Genomic DNA, 3,537 nt, shown 5'->3' with positions numbered 1-3,537 from the left:
ACCGCGGTCGACTCGGCGAGCTCGAAGATCCGCCCCTTGCCGCCCTGGTAGGCCTTCTGCTTGGCCGAGTTGTAGACCTTCTCGAACACGCGCGGCACCGAGAGGACGAAGTCGGGCTTGAAGCGGGGCAGCTCGGCCGAGAGCCGCGAGGTGTCGGCGAAGTGGCCGATCACGTAGCGGTGCTCCTGGGCGGCGATCTGCACGACGCGGGCGAAGATGTGGGCCAGCGGCAGGAAGAGCAGCGTCGAGTTGCCGGGCTCCATCAGGGTGCCGAAGACGTCGCCGGCCGCGCGGACCTCGAACAGCAGGTTGCGGTGCGTGATCTCGCAGCCCTTGGGGCGCCCGGTGGTGCCCGAGGTGTAGATGAGCGTGGCCAGGTCGTCGGCCCGCACGCCGGTGCGGCGGGCCTCCAGGTCGGCGTCGGAGACGTCGGCGCCGCCCTCCTTGAGGGCGTCGACCGCCGGGGAGGAGCCGTCGATCTGCCACACGTGCACGAGGTCGGGCAGCGACGCGGTCACCTCCTCGAGGGTGCGGCGGTGCTCGTCGGTCTCGACGATCACGCCGCGGGCCCCGGAGTTCGACAGGCACCACTCGTACTGCGAGGCCGACGACGTCTCGTAGATCGGCAGGCCGGCGCAGCCCGCGGCCCAGAGCGCGTAGTCGAGCAGCGTCCACTCGTAGCGGGTCCGGGCGACGATCCCGACCCGGTCGCCCGGCTGCAGGCCCGCGGCGACGAAGCCCTTCGCGACCGCGACGACCTCGTCGCGGAACTCTCCGAAGGTGACCGGGGTCCACTCGTCGCCGACGGCGCGGCGGTAGGCGACCTCGTCCGGGTGCTCGTCGGCGTTGGCCCACACCGCGTCGGTGAGTCGGTCGTCGTCCGCCACCTTCGCCGCCGCCGGCACGCTGTACTCCTGCACCCCGAACACACCCTCTCGCGTCGCCCGAGGTCCTCGACGACCCCCGGTCCGCGCAGCCTAGGGCGGTGCGCCGCTCCGTCACTACCCCCAGGTAACCGACGAAACCCCTGCACAGGGCGGGCTGCCGGTGCGGAGCAGGTGATCGTCGGGCAGGCTGGGGTCGTGGCCGCCCTGGACGTGATCGACGAGACGTTCGTGCTGGCCGGGCGGGCCGAGGTGGCCGCCGCGTTCGCCGACCCGCAGCAGTGGCGCCGCTACTGGCCCGACCTCGAGCTCACCGTCTTCGCCGACCGCGGCGAGGCGGGGATCCGCTGGTCGGTCACCGGCCGGTGGGTCGGCAGCGCCGAGGTCTGGTGCGAGCCGGTGGTCCTGGGCCCGGGGACGGGCGACGAGGCGGGCGGCGAGGAGGGCACCCTGCTGCACTGGTTCCTGCGCGTCGACCCTGCCCCCGGGGCCGAGGGGGCGCCGGCCCGCCGGGCGCTGCGGGGCCGCTCGGGCCCGGCGCGCGAGGCGCTGCGCCGCCAGCGCGCGGCCAAGGCGATCGCCTTCGGGCTGAAGGACGCCCTCGAGCACGGGCGCCGTCCGGGCGAGCCCGCGGTCGCGGCCGCGTCGGCGCGGGCCTGAACCGGCGAGCAGAGAGAACGAGTGCCGGACCGTGCTCACGCATGTCGTCTCCGACGTCCACGGCAACGCCGACGCCCTGGCCCGGGCGGCCGACGGCGCCGAGGCCCTGCTCGTCCTCGGTGACCTGCTCGACTTCGTCGACTACGACGAGCCGACACTCGGGATCCTCGCCGAGATCCTCGGGCCGGACGCCACGGTGGAGTTCGCGCGGCTGCGCGCCGAGGGCGGTCCGGGGGCGCTGGGGGAGTACACCCGCGCGCTCTGGGCCGACGTCGACGACCCGGCCGCGCTGGTGGACGCGGCCGTGCACCGTCGCTACGAGCAGATGTTCGCGGTGCTCGGGGGCCTCGGCGTCCCGGTCTGGCTGATCCCGGGCAACGTCGACGTCCCCGCGATGTGGCCGGAGTTCCTCGCCGCGCACCCGCAGGTCCGGGCGGTCGACGGCGAGGTCGTCGAGATCGGGGAGCACCGCGTCGGCTTCGTCGGCGGGGTGCCGCTGCCCGCCGGACGGCAACCCCGACCCGGGGTGTTCCGCGCCTACATGCGCGAGGCGGGGGAGTACACCGCGGCCGTCGAGGCGCTCGGCCCGGTCGACGTGCTCTGCAGCCACGCACCGCCGGCGGTCGCCGAGCTCGCCTACGACGTCGTGGCCCGCACCCACGAACTGACCTCGCCGGCCCTGCTCGAGCACGTGCGCGCGCACCGGCCCCGGCTCGCGCTCTTCGGCCACGTCCACGCCCCGCTCACGCCGCGTGTCCGGATCGGTCACACCGAGTGCGTGAACGTGGGGCACTTCCGCCGCCGGGAGACCGCGGCCGCCGTGCGCTGGTGACGCCGTCCGGCGACCAGGGGCATCATCACGCGTGAGATGCATCGGACGTGGCCTGGGTGACGGCGGGGAGGGTCGCGTCCGGGCGCGACGGTAACCTTCCGCGCCATGGCGGACGAGTCCACGCAGTCCATCACCATCGCGGCCGCTCCGGCGACCGTGCTCGAGGTGATCCGCGATTTCCCCGCCTACCCGGAGTGGGCGGACTCGATCACGTCCGCGAAGGTCCTCACGAACGACGACGAGGGCCGACCCGAGCAGGTCCGGTTCACCCTGGACGCCGGTCCGATCAAGGACACCTACGTGCTCGCCTACGACTGGGTCGACGACGGCGTCACCTGGGACCTCGTCTCGGGTCAGATGCAGCGCGGCCAGCGCGGGCGGTACCGGCTCGAGGGCTCCGAGAAGGAGACGACCGTGACCTACACCCTGTCCGTCGACCTGGCGGTGCCCATGCCCGGGATGATCAAGCGACGTGCCGAGAAGCGGATCATGGACACGGCGCTGAGCGGCCTCAAGCGTCGCGTGGAGAGCTAGTGCGCGTCCTGCTCTTCACCGGCAAGGGCGGCGTCGGGAAGACCACGACCGCCGCCGCGACCGCGGTGGCGCTCGCGCGCGCGGGCCGCAAGGTCCTCGTGCTCTCGACGGACCCGGCCCACTCGCTCGGCGACGCCTTCGGTACCGACCTCGGCGCCGAACCCACCGAGGTCGCGGCGACGCTGCCCGGGCTGTTCGCGGCGCACGTCGACACCCGGGTGCTCGTCGACGAGGCGTGGGAGCCGTTGCGCGCGCAGCTGCGGACGCTGCTGGCCGGCGCCGGCGTCGAGGAGCTCGTGGCCGACGAGCTGACCGTGCTGCCCGGCGTCGAGGAGCTGCTGGCGCTCGAGCAGGTCCGGCGCGCGACGACGGACGGCCCCTGGGAGGTCGTCGTCGTCGACTGCGGCCCGACGGCCGAGACCCTCCGGCTGCTCAGCCTGCCCGAGGCGTTCGGCGGCTACCTGGAGCGGCTGTTCCCGGCGCACCGGCGCGCGGTCCGCGGGGTCCTCGCGGGCCTGGCCGGCAGCGGGGCGCAGGTCGCGAAGTGGGACGCGGCGGCCGCGTCGCTCTCGCGGCTCGCCGAGCAGCTCTCCGGCCTGCGCGCCCTGCTCGCCGACCGCGACACCA

General features: G+C 74.4%; 5 protein-coding genes. 4 read left to right on the top strand and 1 reads right to left on the bottom strand.

The genetic code is table 11. From position 1 onward, the window contains the following. A partial coding sequence (locus AC0CYZ_RS00670; RefSeq protein ID WP_472211060.1) for an AMP-binding protein occupies window positions 1-920 on the bottom strand: 920 nt, incomplete at its 3' end. Window positions 921-1,082: 162 nt separating this feature from the next. Here AC0CYZ_RS00670 and AC0CYZ_RS00665 point away from each other — a divergent pair. From AC0CYZ_RS00665 to AC0CYZ_RS00650, 4 genes are all read left to right on the top strand, one after another. Continuing rightward, the gene (locus AC0CYZ_RS00665; protein ID WP_472211057.1) at window positions 1,083-1,544 is read left to right on the top strand and encodes a polyketide cyclase / dehydrase and lipid transport; all 462 of its coding nucleotides are present in this window, start codon (window positions 1,083-1,085) and stop codon (window positions 1,542-1,544) included. 31 nt (window positions 1,545-1,575) lie between these two features. Next, entirely contained in the window at window positions 1,576-2,376 is an 801-nt protein-coding gene (locus AC0CYZ_RS00660) for a metallophosphoesterase family protein (protein WP_472211053.1), read from the top strand. Between the two features lie 105 nt (window positions 2,377-2,481). After that, the gene (locus tag AC0CYZ_RS00655; RefSeq protein WP_472211050.1) at window positions 2,482-2,910 is read left to right on the top strand and encodes an SRPBCC family protein; all 429 of its coding nucleotides are present in this window, start codon (window positions 2,482-2,484) and stop codon (window positions 2,908-2,910) included. Further along, window positions 2,910-3,537: ArsA family ATPase (locus AC0CYZ_RS00650; protein WP_472211047.1), on the top strand; the 628-nt coding region annotated here is incomplete at its 3' end. The genes AC0CYZ_RS00655 and AC0CYZ_RS00650, both read left to right, overlap by 1 nt.

The organism is Actinomycetospora sp. (assembly GCF_055612215.1).
Note: the sequence above shows the minus strand (reverse complement) of the source record. Positions and strands in the feature narration are given on the sequence as shown.